The 23,881-nt window shown below is 60.9% G+C and carries 27 protein-coding genes; 19 read left to right on the top strand and 8 right to left on the bottom strand.

What is annotated here, in order from left to right; genetic code table 11:
* The first annotated feature begins 187 nt into the window (after window positions 1–187).
* Window positions 188–427: a hypothetical protein gene (locus tag SIN04_RS17160; protein WP_134491165.1), complete on the top strand. Its 240-nt coding sequence runs from the start codon at window positions 188–190 to the stop codon at window positions 425–427.
* Between the two features lie 44 nt (window positions 428–471).
* Here the strand turns inward: SIN04_RS17160 and SIN04_RS20295 are convergent, their stop codons facing one another.
* Both SIN04_RS20295 and SIN04_RS17170 read right to left on the bottom strand, forming a co-directional pair.
* Window positions 472–657 (bottom strand): tail fiber protein, encoded by a 186-nt coding sequence (locus tag SIN04_RS20295; protein WP_423136031.1) that lies wholly within the window; start codon window positions 655–657, stop codon window positions 472–474.
* A 183-nt stretch (window positions 658–840) separates the two neighbouring features.
* Window positions 841–1,290: a hypothetical protein gene (locus SIN04_RS17170; RefSeq protein ID WP_134491167.1), complete on the bottom strand. Its 450-nt coding sequence runs from the start codon at window positions 1,288–1,290 to the stop codon at window positions 841–843.
* A 311-nt stretch (window positions 1,291–1,601) separates the two neighbouring features.
* Here SIN04_RS17170 and SIN04_RS17175 point away from each other — a divergent pair, with 311 nt between their 5' ends.
* Entirely contained in the window at window positions 1,602–1,955 is a 354-nt protein-coding gene (locus tag SIN04_RS17175; protein WP_134491169.1) for a nuclear transport factor 2 family protein, read from the top strand.
* Window positions 1,956–2,023: 68 nt separating this feature from the next.
* Here the strand turns inward: SIN04_RS17175 and SIN04_RS17180 are convergent, their stop codons facing one another.
* The gene (locus tag SIN04_RS17180) at window positions 2,024–3,235 is read right to left on the bottom strand and encodes a site-specific DNA-methyltransferase (protein ID WP_134491171.1); all 1,212 of its coding nucleotides are present in this window, start codon (window positions 3,233–3,235) and stop codon (window positions 2,024–2,026) included.
* Between the two features lie 405 nt (window positions 3,236–3,640).
* Between SIN04_RS17180 and SIN04_RS17185 the strand changes: the two genes are divergently transcribed.
* A complete protein-coding gene (locus tag SIN04_RS17185; protein ID WP_166795971.1) occupies window positions 3,641–5,011 on the top strand; it encodes an alginate export family protein in 1,371 nt (456 codons plus the stop codon).
* Here the strand turns inward: SIN04_RS17185 and SIN04_RS17190 are convergent.
* Complete coding sequence (locus tag SIN04_RS17190; protein ID WP_134491175.1) at window positions 5,008–5,634, bottom strand: ribonuclease HII; 627 nt, start codon at window positions 5,632–5,634, stop codon at window positions 5,008–5,010. The two genes, SIN04_RS17185 and SIN04_RS17190, sit on opposite strands and share 4 nt — an antisense overlap.
* A 320-nt stretch (window positions 5,635–5,954) precedes the next feature.
* Here SIN04_RS17190 and SIN04_RS17195 point away from each other — a divergent pair, with 320 nt between their 5' ends.
* The 11 genes from SIN04_RS17195 to SIN04_RS17245 all read left to right on the top strand — a co-directional run bounded on the left by SIN04_RS17195 (window position 5,955) and on the right by SIN04_RS17245 (window position 16,662).
* Entirely contained in the window at window positions 5,955–7,367 is a 1,413-nt protein-coding gene (locus SIN04_RS17195) for a mannose-1-phosphate guanylyltransferase/mannose-6-phosphate isomerase (protein ID WP_134491177.1), read from the top strand.
* A gap of 480 nt (window positions 7,368–7,847) precedes the next feature.
* Window positions 7,848–8,375 carry a hypothetical protein gene (locus SIN04_RS17200; protein WP_134491179.1) on the top strand — a complete coding sequence of 176 codons (528 nt, stop codon included), beginning with the start codon at window positions 7,848–7,850 and terminating at the stop codon, window positions 8,373–8,375.
* A gap of 195 nt (window positions 8,376–8,570) precedes the next feature.
* Complete coding sequence (locus SIN04_RS17205) at window positions 8,571–9,017, top strand: hypothetical protein (protein WP_244605863.1); 447 nt, start codon at window positions 8,571–8,573, stop codon at window positions 9,015–9,017.
* 14 nt (window positions 9,018–9,031) lie between these two features.
* A complete protein-coding gene (locus SIN04_RS17210) occupies window positions 9,032–9,847 on the top strand; it encodes a ribonuclease T2 family protein (protein WP_244605864.1) in 816 nt (271 codons plus the stop codon).
* Between the two features lie 3 nt (window positions 9,848–9,850).
* Window positions 9,851–10,717 (top strand): 23S rRNA (adenine(2030)-N(6))-methyltransferase RlmJ, encoded by an 867-nt coding sequence (locus tag SIN04_RS17215; RefSeq protein WP_134491182.1) that lies wholly within the window; start codon window positions 9,851–9,853, stop codon window positions 10,715–10,717.
* 89 nt (window positions 10,718–10,806) lie between these two features.
* Window positions 10,807–11,337, top strand: a complete 531-nt coding sequence (locus SIN04_RS17220; protein ID WP_134491184.1) for a hypothetical protein — start codon at window positions 10,807–10,809, stop codon at window positions 11,335–11,337.
* A 267-nt stretch (window positions 11,338–11,604) separates the two neighbouring features.
* Window positions 11,605–12,204 carry a glutathione S-transferase family protein gene (locus SIN04_RS17225; protein ID WP_134491186.1) on the top strand — a complete coding sequence of 200 codons (600 nt, stop codon included), beginning with the start codon at window positions 11,605–11,607 and terminating at the stop codon, window positions 12,202–12,204.
* Between the two features lie 308 nt (window positions 12,205–12,512).
* Entirely contained in the window at window positions 12,513–12,863 is a 351-nt protein-coding gene (locus tag SIN04_RS17230) for a hypothetical protein (protein ID WP_197731994.1), read from the top strand.
* A 539-nt stretch (window positions 12,864–13,402) separates the two neighbouring features.
* The gene (gene xoxF5, locus SIN04_RS17235) at window positions 13,403–15,199 is read left to right on the top strand and encodes a lanthanide-dependent methanol dehydrogenase XoxF5 (protein ID WP_134491188.1); all 1,797 of its coding nucleotides are present in this window, start codon (window positions 13,403–13,405) and stop codon (window positions 15,197–15,199) included.
* A 135-nt stretch (window positions 15,200–15,334) separates the two neighbouring features.
* Complete coding sequence (locus SIN04_RS17240) at window positions 15,335–15,820, top strand: c-type cytochrome, methanol metabolism-related (RefSeq protein WP_134492627.1); 486 nt, start codon at window positions 15,335–15,337, stop codon at window positions 15,818–15,820.
* Window positions 15,799–16,662, top strand: a complete 864-nt coding sequence (locus tag SIN04_RS17245) for a substrate-binding domain-containing protein (protein ID WP_134491190.1) — start codon at window positions 15,799–15,801, stop codon at window positions 16,660–16,662. The genes SIN04_RS17240 and SIN04_RS17245 overlap by 22 nt, the downstream gene beginning before the upstream one ends.
* Before the next feature lie 88 nt (window positions 16,663–16,750).
* Here the strand turns inward: SIN04_RS17245 and SIN04_RS17250 are convergent, their stop codons facing one another.
* Entirely contained in the window at window positions 16,751–17,422 is a 672-nt protein-coding gene (locus tag SIN04_RS17250; protein ID WP_134491192.1) for a hypothetical protein, read from the bottom strand.
* 321 nt (window positions 17,423–17,743) lie between these two features.
* Here SIN04_RS17250 and SIN04_RS17255 point away from each other — a divergent pair, with 321 nt between their 5' ends.
* Genes SIN04_RS17255 through folK form a run of 3 tightly spaced genes read left to right on the top strand, consistent with a single transcriptional unit; the run spans window position 17,744 to window position 19,327 of the window.
* Window positions 17,744–17,959, top strand: coding sequence for a hypothetical protein (locus SIN04_RS17255; RefSeq protein ID WP_134491194.1), 216 nt, complete (start codon window positions 17,744–17,746; stop codon window positions 17,957–17,959).
* A gap of 35 nt (window positions 17,960–17,994) precedes the next feature.
* Window positions 17,995–18,828 (top strand): dihydropteroate synthase, encoded by an 834-nt coding sequence (folP, locus tag SIN04_RS17260; protein WP_341264478.1) that lies wholly within the window; start codon window positions 17,995–17,997, stop codon window positions 18,826–18,828.
* A complete protein-coding gene (gene folK / locus SIN04_RS17265) occupies window positions 18,809–19,327 on the top strand; it encodes a 2-amino-4-hydroxy-6-hydroxymethyldihydropteridine diphosphokinase (RefSeq protein WP_341264097.1) in 519 nt (172 codons plus the stop codon). Before folP ends, folK begins: the two co-directional genes overlap by 20 nt.
* Before the next feature lie 11 nt (window positions 19,328–19,338).
* Here folK and SIN04_RS17270 read toward each other — a convergent pair whose 3' ends face one another.
* Window positions 19,339–21,252, bottom strand: a complete 1,914-nt coding sequence (locus SIN04_RS17270; protein ID WP_341264098.1) for a prolyl oligopeptidase family serine peptidase — start codon at window positions 21,250–21,252, stop codon at window positions 19,339–19,341.
* A 659-nt stretch (window positions 21,253–21,911) separates the two neighbouring features.
* Between SIN04_RS17270 and SIN04_RS17275 the strand changes: the two genes are divergently transcribed.
* Window positions 21,912–22,316, top strand: a complete 405-nt coding sequence (locus tag SIN04_RS17275) for a winged helix-turn-helix domain-containing protein (RefSeq protein WP_134491198.1) — start codon at window positions 21,912–21,914, stop codon at window positions 22,314–22,316.
* Here the strand turns inward: SIN04_RS17275 and SIN04_RS17280 are convergent.
* Window positions 22,246–22,731, bottom strand: coding sequence for a TOBE domain-containing protein (locus tag SIN04_RS17280; RefSeq protein WP_134491200.1), 486 nt, complete (start codon window positions 22,729–22,731; stop codon window positions 22,246–22,248). The two genes, SIN04_RS17275 and SIN04_RS17280, sit on opposite strands and share 71 nt — an antisense overlap.
* A 197-nt stretch (window positions 22,732–22,928) precedes the next feature.
* Here SIN04_RS17280 and SIN04_RS17285 point away from each other — a divergent pair, with 197 nt between their 5' ends.
* Complete coding sequence (locus tag SIN04_RS17285; protein WP_134491202.1) at window positions 22,929–23,138, top strand: TOBE domain-containing protein; 210 nt, start codon at window positions 22,929–22,931, stop codon at window positions 23,136–23,138.
* A gap of 150 nt (window positions 23,139–23,288) precedes the next feature.
* Here SIN04_RS17285 and SIN04_RS17290 read toward each other — a convergent pair whose 3' ends face one another.
* Window positions 23,289–23,618 (bottom strand): polyhydroxyalkanoic acid system family protein, encoded by a 330-nt coding sequence (locus SIN04_RS17290; RefSeq protein WP_134491204.1) that lies wholly within the window; start codon window positions 23,616–23,618, stop codon window positions 23,289–23,291.
* Window positions 23,619–23,881: the final 263 nt, after the last annotated feature.

Below are 23,881 nucleotides of genomic sequence, written 5' to 3' on the forward strand. Positions count from 1 at the left end.
CCGGCCGTTAAGACCGGACACGGTAGCCCGCCGGCCAAGGCCCGCGCGGCCAAGCCTTTCGTGTTTTCATTGTTGTCGCCAGCGGCGCATTTAAATGCAGCCACCCTTGGTTATCCAGAAGGCCAGGTAGCCTATGTATCTTCGTCATCTCGAGAATTGAAGATCTCAGGTGCAAGGAGATATGAAAATGAAAAGCGCTAAAATCGGCCTTGTCGCCCTCGCTTTTGCGTCCGTAATATCAGTGGTCGGAGCAAAGGAGCTTTATGTCGACAAGCTCAGCAAAGCGTCGATAATTTATGAAATGAGAGAGACTGGCCGCTCTGTCGTCTCGACTGGCCATTCGGCGCGCGACGTTGGCATCGTCAATGAAACCCGCCTCGGCGCCGGCCTGAATTCGCCTGAACGCCCGACGGACCTCGCGAACTGATGACGCCGGCGGCCATTGAGAGGCCACGCATCCGATGCTAACGGCTAACTCCGGCTTGGGTAAATGCCCGTCAGTGATATGCCCTGGATCAGGCCGGCGCCCTGCGTCAGAGTGAGAACCGGTTTAGCCAGCGGCAGGGCGAAAGTCGTTCTTCCGTCGCCGCCAAACGTTGTGCCGAGCAGGGAAAAGAGCGCCTGGCATTGGTTGATCGGAAGCAGCTGCCCGTTCAGCGGAGCCCAGTTAACAGGGCAGAAATTGTAAGGAAAGTGTCAATCTCGCCCAAAAAGGGATTGCCGCCCGCCAACGCCGAACCGGCGCTGACGCCAATTGCTACGGCGGCTGCAGCGAAACAAGGAATGCGCATCTTGGCCTCCGCGAAATCACGCCGGGCAATGACTCAGCACAACAGCATGTCAGGCGCCATCGTAGACGGCATAAATCGGAAGCGTGCAATCTGGAAACGCGATCGAGAATTGCACGACAAGCTGCTTAGCCGTCGCATTATAGGTTTCGCAATAGTTCGAGAACGGCGGGTCCTTGACATTTGCGGGCAGGGTAGGGGTCTGCTTGAAATGAATATTGCCGCTCGTCGGCGAGGCGAATGTCATGGTCGCCTGGCCGCCCAAATCAAAGGACGATTGATCGACGATCTCGGCAAATGAAATGACGGCCTTGAGGCTGGAGCCATTTCTCTGAAAGGTCGAAAAGCCTTTGTTCAGATAGCAGCGCGCTCCAAAACCAACCGCGCCGATTGCCTCTCTTGTCTGCCCCGCGATCAGGACGTCCGGAGGGGTTTGAGCTTGGGCGAGGGATGGAAGCAGGGTTGCAAGGGCAATGGCGACGACGCCGGGCAAGCCGCGCATAAGAGTCCTCCCCCGCCAGGATCGCAAAGACCAAACAGCGCAATGTTTAAGTGGCGCTTGGGCGCGCGAACCCAACTGGCGCTTCTGAATTCCTTATAGGTCAAAAAGGAGGACTGAGGAATTGGTTTCTGCCATGGCCGGCTCTGGCGGCGGAGCCAGGCGCGATCGCCGCCCGTCCATGGTTCTTGCCGCGCAAGCGGTGCGGCGAACGCATGAATCCCATGAGAACCAGGCGCTTGGACGCCGTCGGACCTTGCGGAAGCGCGCCGATTTGCGCAAAAAAGACGAGTCGCCGCAAGGAGTGGTTCAAAATGGCAACGCGCACGCCGCAAGAGATTTTCCAACATCATGCAGAGACGCTCATCGCCGGGGATCTCGAGGGCGTCGTCTCCGACTATAGCGAGGACGCCGTGATCCTTTCGCCTGATGGAGTCAAGAAGGGCAAGGCGGGGGTACGGGAAACATTCATCAAACTGCTCGCCGATCTGCCGAAGGCGGACTGGGAGGTGCCGACCGTCCTCTTCGAGGGCGACGCGCTCTTTCTGGAATGGAAAGCGCGCTCCGAGGCGACCTACGCCGACGACGGCGTCGACACCTTTGTGTTTCGCGACGGCCTCATTCGCCTTCAAACCGTGCGCTACACGCTGAAGAAGACGCAAGGCTGAACGAGGGTTTCAACACACGGCCGCTTCGGCCCGATCGCGCCGAAGCGGTCCTCGCTAAAATGGCAAGCTCACGCTTCAGCCTCGCGCAGATTTTTCCGCGCAACAGTGCGCAGCAAATCAATCGGCTCCCGTTTTCCGCTTTGCGACACATAATGCCAGAAGGTCCAGCCGTTGCAGGCGGGCAGCCCCTGGGTGAGGGCGCCGATCTTGTGGATCGACCCGACGACGGCGCCGATCGCGATGGTTCCATCGGCGCGCACGGTTGCGCGATGGCGCTGCTTCTCGTCCGTCAACTCGGCGCCTGGCGCGATCAGGCCCGCCTCGACGATCGCGGAGAAAGCAACACGAGGCTCGGAACGTTTGCTCGGCGTCGCGGCGATCGCCTCATGCGGCAAGGGCTCGACGGCCGCGATGCGCTTGCGCGCGGCGGCGGCGTAGATTTCCTCGCGCTCGATGCCGACGAAATGACGCCCGAGCCTTTTCGCCGCCGCGCCGGTTGTGCCCGAGCCGAAGAAAGGGTCGAGCACGACGTCTCCGGCGTTGGTGGCGGCGAGCAGAATGCGGGCGAGCAAGGCTTCCGGCTTTTGCGTCGGATGGGTCTTGTGGCCCGACTCGTCCTTCAGCCGCTCATGGCCGGTGCAGATCGGAAACAGCCAGTCGGAGCGCAGCTGGCAATCCTCATTGCCGGCTTTCAGCAGCTCGTAATTAAAACGATAATTTTTCGCGCCCGCGCCCTTGGCCGCCCAGATCAGCGTCTCATGGGCGTTGGTGAAGCGCCGGCCGCGGAAATTCGGCATCGGATTGGTTTTGCGCCAAACGATGTCGTTCAAGATCCAGTAGCCCTGATCCTGCAGCAGCGACCCCACGCGGAAAATATTGTGATAGGAGCCGATGACGAAGATCGTCGCATCCGGTTTCATGACGCGCCGCACGGCCTCGAGCCAGGACCTGGTGAAGGCGTCATAATGGGAAAAGCTGGCGAATTTATCCCAATCATCGTCGACCGCGTCGACGATGCTCTGGTCGGGCCGTGACAGGGTTGATTCGAGCTGAAGATTATAGGGCGGATCGGCGAAGACGAGATCGACGGAGGCGGCGGGCAGCCGCGCCAGCTCCTCGATGCAGTCGCCTATGAGGATCTGATTGAGGGGAAGCGGCTCGCCGACAACCGCCGGAAAGCGCGCTCGCGAGCGCGGCGCCTGACTCTCAGCACGCAGAACCTTGATCTGAGATGGGGCGCCGTCTGCGAGCGCTGCCGCTCCGGCGGATGCTGGACGCATGATTAAAAACCGCTACGCTACTGACGTAGTTTTTTTACCCTTCTGTCAGTGAAGGGCGCGTTACGCAGCGTCAGCGTGGTCTGTCCCGTTTTCGGACGCTGAAGGCGATAGGTTTGGGCCGCCGCGGCCAATCGAAAAGTCCCTTTCGCAGCGCGATAAAAAAGCTTGCCCAATCATTGGCGCGCGATAAAGTCTATTAAATCTATAGACTAAAATAAGAAAGCGCGCGTGTTGCCCTCCCTCACTCTTCCCCGACGCTCAACGATTGCGTTTTCGCCCTTCTGGCCGCGATGGCTTAGCCCGCAGCCGCGCCAGGACTGCGCGTTCGGACAGAAGGCCCGCGCGTCGCGGAGAAAAACATTCGCATCCGCTTTCGCGCGAACGGCCGTCTTTCCGCTGCTATTCTTGGCCGGCGCTTTGTTTGCGCCTGCGGCGCACGCGCAATATTTCGCGCTCGGAAAGGGCGCTTATCCGCTCGAATTCTACGATATTGATTTCAGCTATCTCGCCGATCCCGCCAACAGGACCGGCCAACTCGACGCCTTGCACTACATTCCGATTGGAATCGGTTCTGAAGCCTATCTCTCCCTTGGCGGCGAGTTCCGCCAGCAGTTCTGGTCATGGAACAATGCGGGGCACGGTCTTCGCGCGCCGCTTCAAAATACTTATGATCTCGAAAGGATCGTCGGGGACATCTATCTCCATTTCGATCGGCATCTGGCCGTTTTTTTTCAGCTTGCCCGTTATGACGCCTTCAATAGGATCAGCCCCAGTACGACGGACCAGGACCGAGGGCGCATCCAGCAGGGCTTCATCGAGCTGAAGGAGCCGGTCGGCCCCGCCGACGTCACGGCGCGCCTCGGCCGGCAGGAGATATTCCTTGGGTCAGGGCGCTTTGTCTGGATCAACGACAGCTCCAATGTCCGCACCACCCAGGACGGCGTCCGCTTGCGGGCTCGATTTCCCAACGAGGCTACACTCGATCTTGCCGTCGCGAGGCCCGTCACATCGGTGCTCGACGCCTTCTCGGACTGGGACACCCATTCGGGCGTGTTCGGCGCGGCCTACGCCAGCCAGGTCTTGCTTCCGAATCAACTTCATCTGGACGAGTATTATTTTTATCGGCGAAACATCGGCGCCCAATATGTCGGGCTGACCGGCAATGAAGATCGCCACACTGTTGGCGGCCGGGTCTGGGGCGCATTCGGACCGCTGCTCTATGACGGCGATTTCGCTTATCAGTTCGGGACGTTCAACAATAAAGCGATCTCGGCCTTCGGCGCCTCGACGCGCGTGCTCTATTCTTTTGAAAGCCTGCCCTGGAACCCTGGCCTGCAACTGCAAACCAGCTATTTCAGCGGCGGGGGCGGCCCCAACAGCAAGACCATCGGCACGTTCAGCGCCCCATTTCCCCGCCCGACGATGCTCAATTACGCGGGTCTCGAGACGCTCGAAAACCTGATCGAGGTCTATCCGGCGTTCATCGTCAGTCCGACGCCAACTTTTGCCTTCAGATTCGGGCCGGAGATATTGTGGCGCGCCTCAAGATATGACGCCGTTTATGTTTCGAGAGCTACGCCGCTTCCAAAGACCATGACGCCGACGGACACCGCGGCCTATATCGGCACGAATCTCGTCGCGACCGCCCAATGGAGACTCGCTCCGAATATTACCCTTTTTGGCGAATATCTGCATGAGCTCGCCGGCCCGGCCATTACTCTGGCTGGCGGGCATGGCGCGGATGTCGGCGTGATTCAGATCGACTTCAATTTCTAATCCGCGCGCGGCTCCGGAGCCGCGCGGAACGGGCTGAAACTCATGCGGTGAAACGGGCAGGGGCCATGCGCCTCGATCGCCGCGAGATGGGCGGGCGTCGCGTAGCCGGCGTGCCGGCTGAAGCCGTAGACGGGGTGGACGGCGCAGAGCCGGCGCATCAGCCGGTCGCGCGTGACCTTGGCGACGATGGAGGCGGCGGCGATGGAGAGAATGGCTCCGTCGCCCTTGACGATCGTCTCGGCCTCGCAGCAAAGCCCCGGCGCGAGGTCGTTGCCGTCGATCAGCACATAGCGCGGTGGGCTTGCGAGAGCCGCCAGAGCCCGGCGCATGGCGCGGAACGTCGCCTGACGGATATTGACCGCGTCGATCTCCGCGGCGCTGGAAAAGCCGACCGCGACCGCGAGCGCGCGCGCCATGATCGCTTCATAGAGGCTTTCCCGCTCCTCCGCCGTCAGAAGCTTCGAATCATTGAGGCCGCGCGGAAGATTGTGCGGATCAAGGATCACCGCCGCCGCCGCGACCGGGCCGGCCAATGGCCCGCGCCCCGCCTCGTCAACGCCCGCGACAGGCCAGACATCACGCTTCAGGAGTTTCCGCTCCATGCGGAAATCGGGCTTTTCCATGCCTCAGTCTCTTAAATCGGCTCTTTGACAAAGGCCAGCGCCGGCGCCCCCTCAATCCTTGCGGGAGGCGCGCGGCATTCTCGCGGCGGCTGGCCGCGCTGCCGGAAACAGGCGACTTTTTGAACGCCAGCATATATAGATTTTGGCAAGCGCCAATTCAGGTCGAGCTTGCTTTTGAGCGCGAGACCCGAGGAGAAGCCGGCATCTGGGAGGAAACAATTACGCTGCGGCGTGATCGCTAAACGGAAACGCTCATGCTATAGCGCCCGAAAGTCGCTCAGGGTTGAAAATCAATCGATTTGCCTGCGGGGAAGTTAAGAATGGCGAAAATTCTTCCGGTCATTATGTGCGGCGGCTCGGGCACGCGGGTCTGGCCAGAGTCGCGTGAAAGCCTGCCGAAGCAATTCATTTCCCTCATCGGCGCGCGTTCGACATTCCAGATGGCGACCGAAATCCTCGACGAGAGCGTGTTCGAAACGCCGATCGTCATTTCCAATCATGATTACAGGTTCCTCGTCGCCGAGCAGTTGGCTGAGATCAACCGGGAGGCGCGCATCATTCTCGAGCCGGTCCGGCGCGATTCCGGCCCCGCCGTCGCTGTCGCGGCTGAACTCGCGGCGCTGTCCGATCCCGAGACGATCGTCGCGGTGCTCGCCGCCGATCATGTCGTGCAGAACAAGCAAGGTTTCGTCGATCTCTGCAAGCAGGCGGCGGAAGCGGCGGCGCTTGGCTATATTGTGACGCTCGGCGTCAAGCCGACGTCGGCCGCGACAGGATATGGCTACATCAAGACCGGCAAGCCCGTCGCCCGCGATGGCGCGGTGCTGAAGGTCGCCGGCTTCGTCGAAAAGCCCGACGCTGCGACGGCCGAGCAATATGTCCACGACAATTACCTCTGGAACTCCGGCAATTTCTTCTTCCGCGCCGACGTCATGCAGGCGGAGCTGCGTAAGTATGAACCAGCCATCGCGGAAGCCGCCGCCGAGGCCGTCGCCAAGGCAAAACACGATCTGAACTTCCTGGTGCTCGACAAGGACGCCTTCAGCCAGGCGCCAAAAATCTCGATCGACTACGCCGTCATGGAGCGCACCGACAAGGCGGCCGTCGTCCCGGCGGACATTGGCTGGTCGGACATCGGCAATTGGAGCGCCGTCTGGGAATTGTCGGACCGCGATGAAAACGGCAATTCGACGCGCGGACACGGCGTCATCATGAACGCCTCCAATGTGCATGTGCGCTCGGATGATTACCTGACCACCGTCGTCGGCGTCGATAATGTCATCGTCGTCACGACGCAGGACGCCGTGCTGGTCCTGAACAAAGCCTGTGGCGATCAGGTCAAGCAGCTGGTCGACCGGCTTAAACTTGAGAACCGGCCGGAGGCGCTGAGCCATAAGCGAGCGTATCGGCCCTGGGGCTATTATCAATCGGTCGACAATGGTGCGCGCTATCAAGTCAAGCGCATCGTCGTCAAGCCCGGCCAGCGCCTGTCGCTGCAAAAGCATTTCCATAGGGCCGAGCACTGGATCGTCGTCAAAGGCACGGCCGAGGTGACGCGCGACAATGAAGTCGTTCTCGTGCATGAGAATGAATCGATCTATCTGCCGATCGGCTGCATCCACCGCATGGCCAATCCCGGCCGCATCGATCTCGAACTGATCGAGGTGCAGACCGGCTCCTATCTCGGCGAGGACGACATCGTCCGCATCGAGGATATTTATAACCGCGGATAAGGCCTCCGCCGCGGCGGGTCCGAGCGTGAACGACAGATAGGGCGGAGATGGGTTCGTATCGCGAACCGGTCTCCGCCTTATCTGTTTTTGGCCGCCGTCTTCGCGGCGCGCATGTTCTGAGCATGGGTTGGCGCGATAAATGCGTTGCGAGACTTCAGAATGCAGACGTCTCGTCCGAAAGCCGACACTGAGCCGGCGCATTGATAACGGCGCGGGCGTCGGTTCTTTCAAAAATGCACGATAGAACAAAAGGATGAGGCCGCCACCCGGATGCTCATGCCCTGATCCGGCGGCGTCCTTCGCAGCTTTCGGACAGTCCGCTTTCCGCCAATCGCCCTGATTGGATCACCGCGCGGCCCGCGCGCTTCGAACAGGGCGCTCGAAATCAATCGAAGCGCCAACGCCCGCAAGACTTACGCATAAAACCGGCCGTTATATTGTTGAATCTTTCAAGAATGAGCGGGAAAACGGACATTGAAAATGACCTCCATCGACGTCACCGCCTTTCAGCGCCTCGAGGCCGAAGGCCGTCTTTTGAAGCCCGCCCTTAAAGCGCCGACGCATCGCGCGGGCCGCTTCGGCTTTCGCGGCGAAATAGCCCTCTCGCTCGATCCTCCGGTCACATTGGAGGCGGCTTTCGCCGCGACTGAAGAAGGCGACGCGGCCCTGTCGTTTCTTGCCGGTTCGCTCACGAGCTACAAGCAACTCCCCGCTCTTGCCGAAATCCTCGGCCCGAGCGCCAAGGCGGACGGCAAGTATTTTATTTATGTCGGCGATCTCGACCGCGCGTCACGCTATCAAATAAGCATTGAAGGCGTGTCGTTATATGTTTTTCCTATTGACGATACGTCGGTCTATAATGAGCTGATCGACGTCCTTTATCTCGACAAGACAAAAATGAAAAAGTTCGACACGGCGGAAAAGCTTGACGTCATCGCCGATGGCGCGGCCAAATACGATCAGACATTTGAAGCCATTACTTATGAGGAAGGCCTGAAGCGGCTCTGAGCCTCCGGTTTCAGATATAAGCGCCGACGCCCGGGGAGCGCGGGCGTCGGAATCGCCTGTTTGTGATCCCTTATGCTCCCGGCGGGGCTCTTGACGGCTTGGACTTTGCGACGCATCGTTCCCGCGAATTTGGGTCGCATTGATTGTGGCGCTCGAAAGCGGCGACAGGGCGGAGCGGGTATGATGGCGCATAAGATGTTCAGTGTGGCTGCCGCGGCGGCGGTGATCGCCATGGGCCCGGTCTCCATCCCCTCTGCGGGCGCGCGGCCCATCGTTCCGTCCGAGCGTCGCTATGAGCCCTTCGACACCGCCAATATGCCGGGCTGCGGCGACCCGGCGCCGCTGACCGAGGTGCAGGCGCGCTTTCACGAACGCGAAAGCGAATTCTGGCGCACCGGCCTCGAGATAGCGGCCTTCGAGGAAATCAGGGAAATCGGCTTCCGCTCCAATGGTCTCGACTATATTCCGCGGCGCTATTGTCAGGCCCACGTCATCATGAGCGACGCCAGCGTGCGCTCGGTGTCCTACTCGATTTCGAAGGATCTCGGCGGCATTGGCGACCAGTTCGGCATCGAATGGTGCGTCGTCGGCCTCGATCGCAACGACTCCGATGCGCCCAATTGCAAGATGGCGCAGCCCTGACGAAAGACCCGGCGATGCTTCGCCATAGGCTCGGCGCTGCTTTGGCGCGCGCGGCAAGCTGGCGCCGCGCCATCGCGACGATCGTTCTGGCCTGTCTGGTCCTTGCCGCCGGGCCATTTTCGCGCGCCGGGTTCGCCGCTTCCGCGGATGACTGTATCCTCGACAATTGCGCCGACAAAGCCGCTCCCGCTCCGGACAACGCCGCTCCGAGCGCGCCTTCCGGTTCGCTGCGACCGGCGCCGATGGGGCGCGGCGCCTCCGCCGACTTCGATTTTTATGTCCTGGCGCTGTCCTGGTCGCCGGGATTTTGCCGTACGCCTGCCGGGGCTCGGGCGCAGGGCCAGTGCGCTCCTGGCGCCAACCTCGGCTTTGTCGTACATGGGCTCTGGCCGCAATATGAGCACGGCTATCCGCAAGATTGCCCGTTTGGCGCGGCAAGCCCGTCCCGGATAGCTCTCCAGAGCGCGGCCGGCCTTTATCCGAGCGAAGGGCTGGCGCGCCATGAATGGCGCAAGCATGGCGTCTGCGCCGGCAAAAGCCCGACGGATTACTTCAACGATGTGCGCCGCGCGCGCGAGGCTATCGCCATTCCGCCTCCCTTTCAGAACGCCAAAGGGGATCAGACCTGGACGGCAATCGATATCGAGCGCGCGTTTCTCGCCGCCAATGGGCGTTTGCGGCCCGGAATGATCGGAGTCGCGTGCTCACGCGGCGTGCTGCAGGAAGTCAGGGTCTGTCTTTCGAAGGATCTGCGCGACTTTCACGCATGTCCCGAGGTCAGCCGCCGTCACTGTCCAATCGGGCAGATCGCCGTTCCGCCGGCGCTTTGACCTTTGAATTACGCGCATGACTTTCACGCCGGCAATTTCGCCGATGTGTTCAAGCATATTTTTCTGACGCGAATCCTGCATTACCTCGCGCAAAAGCCGGCGCCGCTGCGCTACATCGAGACGCACGCCGGCAGCGGCCTTTATGATCTCGCAGGGCCGCAGGCGGAAAAGACCGCCGAATGGCGAACCGGCGTGCTGCGCCTCGCCGCAAGCCCGCTCGAGCCCGAAGCGCAGGCGCTTGTTGAGCCTTATCTCGACATTGTGAAGCCGCTCATCGGCGCCGATTCGCCGCTCTATCCCGGCTCACCTCTGATCGCCTCGGCGCTGCTTCGGCCACAGGATAAAATCCTCGCCTGCGAGCTTCATCCGGACGCCTTCCAGCGGCTCAGGGCCAATCTGCGGCGCGATCGGCGCGCAAAGGCGATGGAGATCGACGGCTACGCCGGCCTCATGGCTTTTGTGCCCCCGATCGAGCGGCGCGGCCTCGTTCTGATCGATCCGCCTTTCGAGGACGCCGCCGAGTTCGACCGCCTGGCGCGGGCGCTGCCCGCGGCGGCGCGCAAATGGACGTCCGGCGTTTTCATGCTGTGGCATCCGGTCAAGGATCGAGCGGCGGTAGGGGCCTTCGCCAGAGCGCTTGCCGAGGGCTTCGCCGGCAGCGGCGTCAAATCGGTCCTTCGAATCGAGCTTCAGATCGATGATGTGCGCCCGCAAGGCGCCTTGACGCGCTGCGGGCTGATCATCGCCAATCCTCCTTTTACGCTGGAGGCGGAGGCAAGGCGCATCCTGCCGGGCCTCAGCCAACGCCTTGCGCGGAGCCTTGAGGCTCCCCGGGCGGATTATTTGGTCGAATGGCTGCGCCGAAACTAAGCGGCTCTGGCGCTCGTTATGTGTTTCGCGGCCTTTGTGAACGATCGGGCAGGCCGAAATGAAAAACGCAAAAGGGAAGGATGCGCTCGATGCTGAGATCGACGCTGGTTTTCATCGCTGGAGCCGCCGGGTTCATGGCGGCGATGAGCTCTGGAAGAGCCGCTGAAACCTGTTTTCATGTCTGTTTGAAGGAAAAGATGACCGCGCCCGACATCGACGACCAAGGCATCCGCGATCTGATGTCGGACTGCCGCGACGTGTGCGCGGAGCGGGCCGAGGCGCGGCTGATTGAGGCGGGCCTTGGCGACAAGATCAAGGGCTGCGCGCCGCAGCCCGTGGATGACGCGGACCTCAAAAAGATTCGCTCGGCCAGCCCCTCGGTCGTTGCTTTCGCCAATGCGTTCACATGGGACGTGAACAATGTTTTGCCCGGCAAAATCATCCGCCGCGTTGAAATCGGGACTCAGAGTCTTTCCCTGCAAGACGTTACCCTGACCGCGGGCGGCATTGTCGAGCCCGGCGAAAGCGGCACATTCTTTATGAATAATGTCGCCGACGGCTATCCGAGCTTGCGCGTGACCTCGCGAATCAAGGCGATCTACGCCTGTCCGGTTGATTGAGCGTCGCGCGCGGCTCAACGTTGATTATCGGTCCCGCGCGGCTTCGGAGCATGATGCCGAAAAGTTGCAGACTTTTCGGACTCACATCATGCGTCGGAACAAAGACGTGGGCATGATGCCGAAAAGTTGCAGATTTTTCGGACCCACATCATGCACTAAAGCAAAGACTAAAGCTGTATGCGGTTGCACCTGAACGCATTGTGCTTTGGCTTTGGTCGGGCGCGTATTGGGCGGCCCGGCGCTCGCGCTTTGATTGGGAATGTCGAGATGATGATTTTGCGAACGTCGGCGCCGTCGCCCTTCGGGCGGAAAGTGCGCCTCGCCGCCGCCATCGCGGGGCTGAGCGAGAAGATCCGTGTCGTTACGACGGACGCCAACGACCCGGACAGCGGGCTTTTTGACCATAATCCGCTCGGCAAAATTCCAGTTCTCACCTTGCCCGGCGGAGCTACCTATTTCGACAGCCGCGTCATCGTCGAATATTTCGATCATCTTGCCGGCGGCGACGCGCTCATTCCCGCCGAATCCAAAGCAAGATTCCATGCGCTCACGCTGGCGGCTCTCGCCGATGGCGTCCTCGACGCCAGCGTGCTTCAGGTCTATGAGAAGCGCCGGCGCGAACCTGCGAAACAAGACGAAAAATGGCTGGCGTGGCAGGCCGATAAAGCAGCGCGCGGACTCGCCGCGTTTGCAGGCGCGCCGCCGTCCGGCAAGCGTGATGTCGCGCATATCGGGCTCGCCTGCGTCCTCGGCTATCTTGATTTGCGTTTCGAGGGGCGCTGGCGCTCGGCCTACCCCCAGCTTGCGGCATGGCTCGCGGATTTTACCGCCGACGTTCCCGCCTTCGCGGCGACGCGCCCTCAATAGCAGCGCCGGGACCCACGAGGGGCGCCAGCCGCGCCCGCTCTTCGGCTGCGGATGCCGGGCGCGTTTCGCGCTGGCCATCGCTCTGGCCTCAAGCTATCCTGCGGCGGCTCCGCGCCGGCGGCGAACCTTCATCTGTTTCTTTGTAGCTGTCGCGAGGCGCAGGCGCCGGTTGGAGCGCTGATGGGAGTGGTCCTCTTCGGCGCCTTCGTCGCAATCTTCGCCCACGACCGCTGGCGGCGGGGTCAGGATCTGGCGAATTGTTCCACCGCATGCGCCGCCGCATCGTCAACTCGAGCCATGAAACCGCAATGTTGAAAATCGCCCTTATAAATATGTGCGTCATCGGCGCCGCTCTCGCGGGGGCGCCCGCCTTCGCCGCTGAAGTCAATGATTATCCAACAGAGGCGCGCGCCGATTATGTTTACGTCTGCATGAAAACCAACGGCGAGACGCGCGATGTCTTGAAGCGCTGCTCCTGCTCGATCGACGTCATCGCTTCTCTCCTGCCTTACGATCGCTTTGTGGCGGCGGAGACAGTCGTGAGCATGGATCAGGCGCTTGGCCAGATCGGCACGATGTTCCGCAACAGCCCACAGGCCAAAGCGACCTCGGACGAATTGCGCCGCGCACAGGCTGAAGCGGAAGTTCGCTGCTTCTGAGTCGCCGCGGCGGCATTCCCGGTCTGAAAATCAACGGCCGCGGCCGCGATGCGCGCGGCAAAAATGTTGTGCGATCGCGAAGGATTGAATTTCTTGCAATGCAGCAATTATATTGCGGCAAAATTTGTCTTTTGCTGCAAGAAAAGTTCCCGCTTTTTTATGGCCGCTTTTGGACGCGAGCTTATCCGTAAGACGCTACAAGAATCACTCGCGCTTTCTGGATGTTGTTTTTGAATCAAAGGCCTACGCGCATGGCCCAAGCTTTGCTCGCGCCTTCTTTCCGGCCGATTTGGCGGGCTTGCGCGTTGCGCGAGGACTATTGTGTCGGGTCGCAGCCCAATATATACAGGTCACGTAGTTTTCCGGCTTCATGAGCTAACGGTCGGGGTCGTTGCTCTATTCGAAGACGGAGTGGGTCGTGCGGTCATGCATCGTCCCGCTGAGGTGGTGACACGCTGCCGGAAAAAACACGCGGAAAAGCACTGCCGAAGCAAGATAAGCTTCGCAGCAGCGAAAGACAAACGGTCCGGAGGAAATTCATGCGCAAACTTCTACTGATGTCCTGTGTCGCCGCAACTGCACTCATGGCGAACAGCGCGGTCTTCGCCAATGACGAGCTCGTCAAGATGCAGAAGAACGCCAAGGACTGGGTAATGCCTGGCGGCAATTATGCGAATACCCGGTTCTCCGAGCTCAACCAGATCACCAACAAGAACGTTAAAGATCTGGTGCCGGCGTGGAGCTTCTCCACCGGCGTTCTGCGCGGCCATGAAGGCGGCCCGCTCGTGATCGGCGACGTCATGTATTTCTCGACGCCATTCCCGAACATCGTCTACGCGCTTGACCTCAACAATGATGGCAAGATCATCTGGAAGTATGAGCCGAAACAGGATCCGAGCGTCATTCCGGTGATGTGCTGCGACACCGTCAATCGCGGCGTTGCTTACGGCGATGGCAAAATCTTCCTGCATCAGGCTGACACCACGCTGGTTGCGCTTGACGCAAAAACCGGTCAGCCGGCATGGTCCGTGAAAGACGGTGATCCGTCCAAAGGCGCGACCGGAACTTCGGCTCCGCTCGTCGTCAAGGACAAAGTGCTGATCGGCGTGTCCGGCGGCGAGTTCGGCGTCCGCGGCTATGTGTCCGCCTATAACATCAAGGACGGCAAGCTCGCATGGCGCGGCTATTCGATGGGCCCGGATGCGGACACCATCATCAATCCTGAGAAGACGACCGCACTCGGCAAGCCGGTCGGCAAGGACTCCGGCACCAATACCTGGGAAGGCGATCAATGGAAGATCGGTGGCGGCGCGACCTGGGGCTGGATCTCCTATGATCCCGAGTTGAACCTCGTCTATTACGGGTCGGGCAATCCATCGACCTGGAACCCCGTGCAGCGTCCCGGCGACAACCGTTGGTCAATGTCGATCTGGGCGCGTAATCCTGATAGCGGCGAAGTCAAATGGATCTACCAGATGACGCCGCATGATCAGTGGGATTATGACGGCATCAATGAAATGGTGCTGCAGAATCAGGGAAACAAGAAAGTCCTGGTGCACTTCGATCGTAACGGCTTCGGCTACACGCTCGATCGCGCAACGGGTGAACTGCTGGTCGCCGAAAAATACGATCCGGCCGTCAACTGGGCGACCAAGGTCGACATGGATAAGTCCTCGAAGACTTATGGCCGCCCGGAAGTCGTCGCCAAATATGCGCCGGGCTCCCAGGGCGAAGACGTCAACTATAAGGGCATCTGCCCCGCGGCCCTCGGCTCCAAGGACGAACAGCCTTCGGCTTATTCGCCCATCACGGAGCTGAACTACGTGCCTACCAATCACGTCTGCATGGACTATGAGCCGTTCAGAGTGAGCTACACCGCTGGCCAGCCCTATGTCGGCGCGACCTTGTCCATGTATCCGCCTCCAGGCCAGAGCCACATGGGCAATTTCATCGCGTGGGACGCCAAGGCCGGCAAGATCGTGTGGTCGGACAAGGAGCAGTTCTCGGTGTGGTCGGGTGCGCTCGCAACCGCCGGCAACGTCGTGTTCTACGGCACGCTTGAAGGCTACCTCAAGGCTGTCGACGCCAAGACGGGCGAAGAACTGTGGAAGTACAAGACTCCGTCGGGCATCATCGGCAACGTCAACACCTATGAGCACAACGGCAAGCAGTATGTCGCGATTCTCTCGGGCGTCGGCGGCTGGGCCGGCATCGGCCTCGCGGCGGGCTTGACGGATCCGAACGCTGGTCTCGGCGCCGTCGGCGGTTACGCCGCTCTGTCGAACTATACGGCTCTCGGCGGCACGCTGACCGTGTTCGCCCTCCACGGCAAATAGTCTGCCTGGTTGAACGATGTGAACTTGGACCCCGGCGCTCCTGCGCGCCGGGGTTCTGTTGGCTGGCGCCATCTAATCAAGGATGTTTTCGTGCACATTAGCTCTCTGGCGCGGGCCTTGTCCGCCGCCCTTCTCATCTCGTCCGCAAGCGCGGCTATGGCCGACGCCCCCGGAGATCCCGCAGCCGTCAAAGAGGACGATCTCGGCAAATGGGTCGACGCGAAGGGCGATCCAACCTACAAGATTGAGCCCGATGGAAAGCTCGACTGGTTCGCCTATTCAGGATTTCGCCGTTATCATTCCGAGTGCCACGTCTGCCACGGCCCTGACGGCGAAGGTTCGAGCTATGCGCCTGCCCTGAAGAACTCCGTGAAAACGATGAGTTACGCCGAGTTCGTCGGCATTGTCGTGGGTGGCAGGAGGAACGTCACCAGCAGCCAGGAAAATGTTATGCCGGCCTTCGGCGATAACAAAAATGTCATGTGCTATCTGGACGATATTTACGTTTATCTTCGTGCGCGCTCCACTGACGCCGTTGCGCGTGGACGGCCCGCGGGCCACGTCGACAAACTGCCCGCGGCGACAGCGGCGGAAAAAGAATGTCTGGGATTGGAAAAATGAAACGGATCTGGCCTCTCGTCCTTTCAATCGCTTTCCTCGCGCCGTTAGGCTCGCGGTTCGCAGCATTGGCCGAGGGCGCCGCTGACGCGGCGATCGAGCTTGTCGATCCGGACGTGCTGCGCGTTTGCACCGACCCGCGCGATTTGCCGTTCTCCAATGAGGCCGGCGAAGGTTTTGAAAACAAGATCGCCGCCCTTCTCGCCCAAAAGCTCGGCAAGCCGCTGGCCTACGTCTATTATCCGAACTCCACCGGCTTTATCCGCAACACGCTGAACGCTCACCGGTGCGACGTCGTGATGGGGGTGCCGCAAGGCGACGACTTCGTCCAGGTCACAAACCCCTATTACCGCGCGTCCTATGCGATGGTCACGAAAAAGGGCGGCGATCTCGATGGCGTCGTGACGCTCGAAGATCCTCGGCTGAAAGGCAAGCATATTGGCATCGTTGCCGGAACCCCGCCAGCGACCAACCTTGCGGTTGACGGGCTGCTGCCGGGCATCAAATCCTATCCGCTGGTGATCGATACGCGCGCCGACGCGCCGACAGCGGACATGATGAAAGACCTTGAAAATGGCGTTATCGATGTCGCCATTCTCTGGGGCCCCATCGCAGGCAATCTCGCCAAGACCTCCAAGGCTTCGGTGACGGTGACGCCGCTGGTGAACGAGAAAATCGGGCCGCGCATGATCTATCGAATCGGCATGGGCGTCCGTCATAGCGATCAGGAATGGAAACGCACGCTGAACAAGCTCATTGCCGAAAATCAGGGCGAAATCGACAAGATCCTGCAGGACTATGGCGTGCCTCTTCTTGATGAGAACGACAAGCCCAGGGTGAACTGAAGCCGGCGCATTAAGGGCGCTGATTCGCGAGCGAGCCTAGAGCGTCTAGAATAGCGGGCCCTGCGGGGCGCGCTATTTTTTTCGGTGATTAGTCCAGATTGTTCTGGATCGCCCTTGAGAGGGCAAAAAGCCTTTGTTCGACCTGCGTCGGCGCCTCGCAGGCATAGGATAGCGAGACGCGCCCTTCATCAAAGAGGCGAAGATCCCATTCGAGCTTTTGAGCGGCGGCGTTGCCTTCGACGGAGGGACCAGCGGGGCGCGATGCGTCCGGGCTCTTTTGAATCTCGGCGTTTTCAGCGCGAATCTTCGCGGCGAGCGCTTTCTGCTTACGGCCGAATCGGGATAATCCGTCGATGATCTCGATCCGCTGACTGTTGAGCGTTTCGAACAGCCCTGCAAACAAGGCGACAAGCTTTGCTTTCTTGTCCGGGCCGGCCGAGGCGGCGAAAGCCTCGATTGAATGTTCGGCCGCTTCAATCGGAGTTTTGCGCGCCGCGAGGTGGGCGACGAGATCGGCGACGGCCTCATCGCCTCGCCAGTCAACGCCCTCGATCGAAGGGCCGGCCCAGACGGCCGGCAGGGAAATCTGCTCCACCAAAATCTGCTTGCAGGGCCAATCGGGATTAGCGGGTTCCGGCTTTGCCGCCTCGGCGAAGGCGTTGCCGTGGACGATAGCCGTCACGATCGTAACGGCCAAGGCGCGCGCCAATCCGCGCGAAGAGAGGGCGGCGGGCGAAGGCGTGAATCCTTGGAATTGCATGACGATTCCTCCGCTCTTTCCTTTTTGGCTCGCGACGGGCGGCCTGCGATGATGCAGCCCGGAGCAGGCTCTAAATGGCACAAGTTGATAAGCGACGCCAACTGCCGATCTAACGTTTTCGAACCGCCAGCGGCGGCCGGCGCGAGATCAGAAGGGCGGGAAATCGCCCAGGCGGCGGAAGCGGTGCGGTGATGACCGCAAAAAAGAGATTAGCGCCGGCATCGGAGCGCAGCGGCGCAACTTGTGCTTGTCTCGTGCATTGTGCATGTTCACCGCCGTGGTGGGGCCATTGAACTGGATTAGCCTGAAAGGAACTCAGCAATGGGGCTGATGGAATTGATTTTGACCGTTTGCTCTCTCGCGCAGCCCGCGCAATGTCAGGAACAAAACCTGACCTTCGTCGATCAGGGTGAAAGCTTGATGCAATGCGCGATGTCCGCGCCGCCGACCATCGCCGATTGGGTTAATCACCACCCGACGCGTTTCGTCGTGAAATGGCGCTGCGGCTATCCTGAGCAGGAAGGCAAGGATCTTTGAGCCAAACCGCCGAGCTTGCTACAAAGTCTCATTCGATGCAGGCCAAGCGTGACCGCTTCCTGAACCGGATCGGGTCCGGCTCCCTTATCATGGGCATCGTCAATGCGACGCCGGACTCCTTTTCCGACGGCGGTCAATTTCAGACCGCTGCGGCGGCTGTGGCCCAAGCGCGAAAGCTGACCGCCGACGGAGCCGACATCATCGACGTCGGCGCTGAATCGACAAGGCCGGGGCATGAGCCCGTCCCGGCGGATGTCGAATGCGCGCGGCTCGAGCCGCTGCTGCGCGCTGTCGTGTCGTCGATCGAGCAGCCGGTCTCGATCGACACGTCAAAGGCCTCGGTCGCCCGCTTCGCAGCCGATCAGGGCGTCGCCTTCATCAACGACGTGTGGGGCCTCCAGAAAGATCCGGCGATGGCCGATGTGGTGGCTGAAACTGAGACCGGCGTCGTCATCATGCACAATCGCGAGGAGACGGATCGCGATTGCGACATCATCGCGGACATGCGCCGTTTTTTCGATATCTCGCTCAGCCTTGCGGACAAAGCCGGGATCCCGATGAGGCGCATCATCCTCGACCCTGGCATCGGCTTCGCCAAGTCAAAAGCGCAAAATCTGCAGGCGCTGCGGGGCTTGCGCAAATTGCAGCATTATGGCTTGCCTATCCTTGTCGGTTTGTCGCGCAAATCGCTGCTCGGCGCCATCGTTGAAGGGACGCCGGCCGGCGATCTGAAAATCGAGCCGCGCCTCATCGCCACCCTTGCCGCCAACATTGCCGCGGCGGCGGAGGGCGCCGCCATTTTCCGGGTTCACGACGCCGCCGAACATCTCGCCGCGTTCAAGGTTTTCGATGCAATCTCCCGGGCCTGATCCTCAAAAGCCGAACATCGTCGAAATCGGCCTCGGCCTTGGCAGCAACATTGGCGATAAACCGGCAAACATAGCTGCGGCGCTGGCGCGCCTGCAGGAGCGCGGGGCGGTTGTCGTCGCCGCCGTCTCGTCAATCTATCGGACGGCGCCCTGGGGCTATCTCGATCAGGAAGATTTCGCCAACGCCTGCGCCCTGGCGACGACGACGCTTCAGCCGGGCGAACTGCTGGCCGAGGTCAAGGCGGTCGAAACCGAATTGGGCCGCAAAGACGGCGTGCGCTGGGGCCCGCGCCTGATCGACATCGACGTTTTATTCTATGGCGATCAGGTTTTTGATTCACCCGAACTCGTTCTGCCGCATAAGGATCTGTTCAATCGGGCTTTCGTCCTCGTGCCTCTGGCCGAGATCGCACCAAAGCTGCGGCTTGGCGGACGCAGCGTCGGCGAGGCGGCCAAGGCGGCGGCGGAGCTAGGCGTCAAGCCCTGGGATGCGGCCTGAGCGCGGCCGGCTCACATATTGGCGATTTTGACGCGTTCACTGAGCCCGGGCGCTGAAAATCCGAAAACGCGGCCGTAGAAATCAAGCTCCAGCTCCAGCACGCGCCGAAGCGTCTCGGCCTTGCGGAAGCCATGCCCTTCTCCTGCGAATAAATAATAGGCGACCGGCAGAGCCCGCGCGGACATGGCCGCGACCATGGTTTCCGCCTGATTGGGCGGCACGGTCTTGTCTTCCTCGCCCTGAAAGAAGATGACCGGACAGGCGAGCTGGTCGAGATGATGGATCGGCGAGCGTTCGGCGTAGAGCGCCCCGGTCTCGGGCAGGGGGCCGATGAGGCCGTCGAGATAGCGTGATTCAAACTTATGCGTGTCGCTCGCGAGCAGCATGAGATCGGCGACGCCGTAAAGGCTCGCGCCAGCCCTGAACGCGTCGCTCGATGTGAGCGCGGCGAGCGTCGTGAAGCCGCCGGCGCTGCCGCCGCGAATGGCGAGACGGGCGCCGTCGACGAGGCCCCGGGCGACAAGATATTCAGCGGCGGCGCGGCAGTCATCGACATCGACAATGCCCCACTGGCCATTGAGGAGGCGGCGATAGGCGCGCCCATAGCCTGTCGATCCGCCATAATTCACGTCGACGACGCCGATGCCGCGGCTGGTCCACCACTGGATCTGCAAGTTGAAATGATTGGTCGTCATGCTGGTCGGGCCGCCATGCGACAGGACGACGAGAGGCGGCAAAGCGTCCTCGGGTCCTTCGAAATCGCGATTTTTCGGCGCATACCAGAAAGCGTGACCCGGCCCGTGCGAGGTCGGGAAGGTAATCGCCTCGCCGATCGAAACGGTCTCGGACGGCAGAACGGAAGGCGCGGCCGCTCTGACGAGGAGGGCGGGCTGATCGAAGCCAAGTTTCAGCATGATCGCCGGCGGCGCCGTCGGCGGCGTCGCGATATAGGCGAGGCCCGCGCCGACGGGCTGTGGAGATTCGGCGACCTGTCCGATATCGAGCGTCGTATATGCGCCCTCCGTGATCAGCGCCGTGCGCTTGACGCCATCCTGGACGAGCGACGCAATGAGGCCGCCACTCTTGAGAAAGGCATAGAATCGCTGGCGAAACACCCAGTGCGGGCCGCCCATTTCGGCTTCGACGGGGCAGAGCGCGACGTCGCGTCCCCCCTCATGCGCGTAAAGATTCCACCAGCCGGTGCGGTCCGAGGAAAAGTGCAGGATATTCGCTGCCGACCAGCCCGGCTGGACGATCGCTTCAGGCTCGGCCCCCGCGATCATCTCCGGCGCCGCGAGCGCGCCGTCGTCCTTTATGCCCGCGCAGTAGAGTCGGGTCTCGTCCCAAGGCATGTGGGGGTGATCCCAGGCGATCCAGGCGAGCTTTTGACCATCGGGAGAAAGGCGCGGCGAACTCAGGAAATCCGGCCCCTTGACGAGCACGGTCTCGGCGGCGGCATCGAGGTCCAGAGCGACGATCGCAGCCTCGGGATCGGTCGGCGAACGCTCGCGGTGGTCTTCGCGTACCGCGAGGACCCGCCGGCGCGGCAGGTCGAGTTCGAAATCGGCGTATCTACAGCCGTCCGGCGTTGCAATTTTTCGCGGCGGATGGCGAGGCTCGATAACCCAGACGGAGCCGTCCCTGCGCTCGCTGAAAACAATCACGCCGTTTTGAACGCCGAATGCGCCGCCGCCATATTCATGAACCCGGCTCCCGACATTGATCGGATCCCGCGTCAATTCCTCAATGACGCCGTCAGGGCGGCGCCGGAGCAGAGCGGTGCGGCCATTCTCGGTGGGGCGTCCCTCGAGCCAGTAGAGGGTTTCGCCGTCGACCGTGAGGCCGCCGAGGCTGATCGCGGCGGCGGTCATGAGATCGGTGGTGACCGGCGAAGTCCAGGTGCCGTAGGGCGCGATCTTTTTCATGCGCGGACGATGGCGCTCGCGCCGCGCCTGTGTGCTGTGCCACCTTTACTTGCCTGGGTTTGCTTCGGACTATCCTCTATAGCCTCATCTTCGCCTGTTGCAGCTTCGATAACGAACTTGGCGAGCTGGTTCGGGTCGCGGGGACGCTTGGGCGTTTTCGTCATGGCTGATTCTTGGGGTGCTTCTTGAGCCAAGCTTCAGAGTCGTTTTCGACCCAAGCGTGGGCGTCCGCCTCCGACTGAAACACATCGTCTAGCAGCTGTTCGTCGCCATCGGGCCATTCGATCCGAATGACGTGTTTATGCCCGCCCTCTTTGGAGGGGGTAATCTTGAAGTGAGGCTTCTTCGGCGCGTTTACCATGGGCAGAATATGGCATGTCTGATGGGACCATTCCAGCGCCGTCAACCCCGGCGAATTTCAAACTGACCCACTACCCTCTGTGGCGTTCGCCCTTTGGCCCTTTGCGCTCAGCGATATAAAATCCTATATTGGAGCAATGGCTGGCGGATGCGGCGCCTGCTTGGGAGCCGCGGCAGAATCAGGCCCAAGGGAGTGCGGCTTTGCCGTCCGACTTTGCGAAGAGATAGAAGGTTGAGCGCGGCGGCTTCGCGGCCGGCGCGATTTGCTTTGCTTCAATGCTCCAGTTCAGGGACGCCTCATGCCGAACAGCTCGCGAGAGACAGCCGTCATTTCGATCGAAGTCCATTGGCCGAACGGCGCCTCCTTCGGACCGGAGGAACTGGCCTTGATCGACATGATTCGCAAAGAGCGCTCGATCATCGGCGCCAGCCGCGCCCTCGGCCTCTCCTATCGAAAATGCTGGCTGACCGTCGACATGCTGAACCGCTGCTTCGAATCGCCTGTGGTCGTGACTTTCCCGGGGCGGCGCAACGCCGGCGCGGAAATCACGCAATTCGGGGAGCGTCTCGTCGCGCTCTACCGGTCTATTGGACGCCAAGCCTCGGCCTCGTCCAAAAAGTCGCTGGACGAACTTACGGCTTCCCTGGACTGGAATTTTGATCCAAAGGCCAGGGTCGCGGCTGTGGAGCGCGATCCGGCTTGAGGTCGCGTCTCGATATCGCGACAGCTTTGATCATGACCCAGGCGCGAAGGCCGGGCACGAGCGCCAGCCGCTCCACCGATTCGCGCGTGACGAGCGCGTGAAGGCGTGTAGCGCCGAGACTGAATGTCACCCGGACATAGGGCGGATCGAGATGAGAGATGTCCACGATCTCGCCGGGCAGGCGGTTGGTGATCGACACATCCATCGGCCGCGACAAGGCAATGGACACATCGCGCGCATAGATGGTGACGATGACGCCGGAGCCGATCGGATCGGTGATCAAGGGCGCGCGCAGCTCGCCATCCTCGAAAAAAAGCGTGGTCATCGCCGTTGAAAGATCGTGACGCAGCACGCGCGCCGAAAGGGCGGCCTTGAGGGCCGGGCGCGCCGCGCGTTTTCTGGGGCTTTCCAACATCGTTCTCGGCGCCGCTCTCCATCCGGCGTCTCTATCCGCCGCTGCGAAGCTTAGAAGAGCCGGCGGGAAAAGTCCTCGTCAAAGCTGTATTAAAAAGAATTTATAAACTGTATCATTATAGTTATAGATTAGCCGTCTCCGAAGCCGGAGACGGCGCTTTGGATCCGGGCGCCGCAAGGCAAGAAAAGGAAACTCGAATGAAAATTTCCGCCCGCAATGCGCTTGAAGGCACCATTAAGGAAGTCCACATGGGCGCGACCACCGCGCATGTCGAAATCGAGCTCAAGGGCGGTGGAATCGTCACCGCTTCCATCACCAATGAAGCGGTCGAGGATCTCGGCCTGGCGGTTGGGAAGAAGGCCACCGCCATTATCAAATCATCCGACGTGATCGTTGCCGTCGATTAAGCGATTTTCCGCACATGCCCAAGGCGTTTGGAGGGGCGGTGAAACCACCGCCCTTTCAGGATGGCGAGCGTCCCGAGGGGCGCTTTTCAATCCTTTATTTCGTTCATCTCATTGACGCCGAGACCTTGGCTCAGCGCCGATCGCTCAGCCTCAGCCTTTCGGCGGCGTATAGCCGATTTTCAGCGAATCCTTCGCGTTGGAGGTCAGCACCCCCTGGATCTTGTTGGCCAATGACGCAAGCAGCCAAGGGAGTTGCGCCTCGACGCGCAAGCTGTCCGGCATGACGTCGATCTGCGCCGTCACGGTCTGGGCAAAAGCGACAACGCGCACATTGGCCTGATCGCCGGCCCAGCTGATTTCAGAATAGCCCAGTTTGTCGATATAGGCCGTTCGCAGCACGTCGATGCGCTCCGAAATGCGCTTCTTCGCCGCTTCGGTCCCAAGAGCGTGCGGCACGATGATGACGATCGATTTCGACATTTATCTCCTCCACTCTCCCCATGTAGAGGCTCAACGCCGGGTCCGAAAGAACGCCAGCGGCATATTTCCGTCGGCTCCGTTTATGCGCGCACACGCCGCAACATCCATATCCATTCGGTGAGCGGCTTTATCTCGTTGTTTTGGCGTATTTATTGACCAGAGGCTCACGCATTGCAACGACGCCGTTCAAGATTTGCGCGCCGCCGCCACGGCGTTACTCTTGATTTCAAGCGGCGGCCGATGATCTACATAGAATGTCTCAT

Source organism: Methylocella tundrae, from assembly GCF_038024855.1.
GTDB lineage: Bacteria > Pseudomonadota > Alphaproteobacteria > Rhizobiales > Beijerinckiaceae > Methylocapsa > Methylocapsa tundrae.